We start from the raw sequence: 1,924 nt of genomic DNA, 5'->3' as shown, positions 1-1,924 counted from the left end.
CCGGGCAGTTTTTGTGGCGGTCCCCACCGGCGACGGCCGTACGCACAGCTTCGGTATGCTCGGGACTCAGCCGCCCGGAAGGAAACCATGAAGGCTCTGCCAGTAGAACCCAGTAACGCCCCGGTGGCGATCGGGTCCCGGATCCGTTCCGCGCGGCAGGCGCAGCGCATGACCATCGAGCAGGTGGCCGACTCCACCGGCCTGACGAAAGGCTTCCTCAGCCGGGTGGAACGGGACCTGACATCGCCGTCGGTCGCTTCCCTCGTCACGCTCTGCCAGGTCCTGTCGATTTCGATCGGTGACCTGTTCACCGTCCCCGAAACGCATCTGACCCGGCTCAGCGAAGCGCCGAGGATCAGCCTCGGCGGGGAAGGCATCAACGAGCGGCTGCTCACCGCCCGCTCCGAACGTCGCCTGCAGATGATCCGTGCCGTCATCGAGCCCTATGGCAAGGGAGAGTCGGACCTGTACTCGGTGGACTGCGAGGTGGAGACCCTGCACATTATCGCCGGCCGGTTCGAGCTGATCTTTTCCAACGACCGCTACGAGCTGGAAGCCGGCGACACCATCACCTTTCCCGGCAGGGAACCGCACACCTGGCTCAACCCCTCGGATGAGGAAGCGGTAGTTCTCTGGACCCTGGTCCCGGCGGCTTCACGCGGCTGACGCCCGCGAAGTCTCAGGCGTGGCGGAGCTGTGCCCAATCGTTACCGGAATACCAAGCGTGCTTATGGAATACTGATCGAACAATGCCGGTCTGGACCGACCGGCAGCTGTTGTGGCCGCGCATACGGCCAGTTTGCAGGTGCCGGTTGATTGTCTCGGTGCCTCGAAGATCCGCCCGCGCCGGAGCCGGCGCGCTTGCTTGGAAAGGGACTGGAGCAATGAAGACTTCTCGGACAGCTGCAGGGTTTGCGGCGGCTACGGCCATCGCACTGACCGCCACCGCCTGTGGCGGAGGAGGCGGGGGTTTTTGTGGCGGTCCCCACCGGCGACGGCCGTACGCACAGCTTCGGTATGCTCGGGACTCAGCCGCCCGGAAGGAAACCATGAAGGCTCTGCCAGTAGAACCCAGTAACGCCCCGGTGGCGATCGGGTCCCGGATCCGTTCCGCGCGGCAGGCGCAGCGCATGACCATCGAGCAGGTGGCCGACTCCACCGGCCTGACGAAAGGCTTCCTCAGCCGGGTGGAACGGGACCTGACATCGCCGTCGGTCGCTTCCCTCGTCACGCTCTGCCAGGTCCTGTCGATTTCGATCGGTGACCTGTTCACCGTCCCCGAAACGCATCTGACCCGGCTCAGCGAAGCGCCGAGGATCAGCCTCGGCGGGGAAGGCATCAACGAGCGGCTGCTCACCGCCCGCTCCGAACGTCGCCTGCAGATGATCCGTGCCGTCATCGAGCCCTATGGCAAGGGAGAGTCGGACCTGTACTCGGTGGACTGCGAGGTGGAGACCCTGCACATTATCGCCGGCCGGTTCGAGCTGATCTTTTCCAACGACCGCTACGAGCTGGAAGCCGGCGACACCATCACCTTTCCCGGCAGGGAACCGCACACCTGGCTCAACCCCTCGGATGAGGAAGCGGTAGTTCTCTGGACCCTGGTCCCGGCGGCTTCACGCGGCTGACGCCCGCGAAGTCTCAGGCGTGGCGGAGCTGTGCCCAATCGTTACCGGAATACCAAGCGTGCTTATGGAATACTGATCGAACAATGCCGGTCTGGACCGACCGGCAGCTGTTGTGGCCGCGCATACGGCCAGTTTGCAGGTGCCGGTTGATTGTCTCGGTGCCTCGAAGATCCGCCCGCGCCGGAGCCGGCGCGCTTGCTTGGAAAGGGACTGGAGCAATGAAGACTTCTCGGACAGCTGCAGGGTTTGCGGCGGCTACGGCCATCGCACTGACCGCCACCGCCTGTGGCGGAGGA

Annotated in this window: 2 protein-coding genes; both read left to right on the top strand. The window is 64.8% G+C overall.

The annotated features are described in order from the left end of the window. Positions 1–87: 87 nt before the first annotated feature. Complete coding sequence (locus tag X803_RS0107300; RefSeq protein ID WP_026544636.1) at positions 88–666, top strand: helix-turn-helix domain-containing protein; 579 nt, start codon at positions 88–90, stop codon at positions 664–666. Between the two features lie 383 nt (positions 667–1,049). Continuing rightward, complete coding sequence (locus X803_RS0107295) at positions 1,050–1,628, top strand: helix-turn-helix domain-containing protein (RefSeq protein ID WP_026544636.1); 579 nt, start codon at positions 1,050–1,052, stop codon at positions 1,626–1,628. Positions 1,629–1,924: the final 296 nt, after the last annotated feature.

It is taken from the genome of Arthrobacter sp. 35/47 (assembly GCF_000520475.1).
GTDB lineage: Bacteria > Actinomycetota > Actinomycetes > Actinomycetales > Micrococcaceae > Arthrobacter_D > Arthrobacter_D subterraneus.
The sequence above is the reverse complement of the archived record's forward strand: the minus strand, read 5'-3'. Positions and strand labels throughout refer to the sequence as shown.

Excerpts from the sequence above, each read along its gene's own strand:
- X803_RS0107300 (WP_026544636.1), top strand. The coding sequence starts at position 88 with ATGAAGGCTCTGCCAGTAGAACCCAGTAACGCCCCGGTGGCGATCGGG.
- X803_RS0107295 (WP_026544636.1), top strand. The coding sequence starts at position 1,050 with ATGAAGGCTCTGCCAGTAGAACCCAGTAACGCCCCGGTGGCGATCGGG.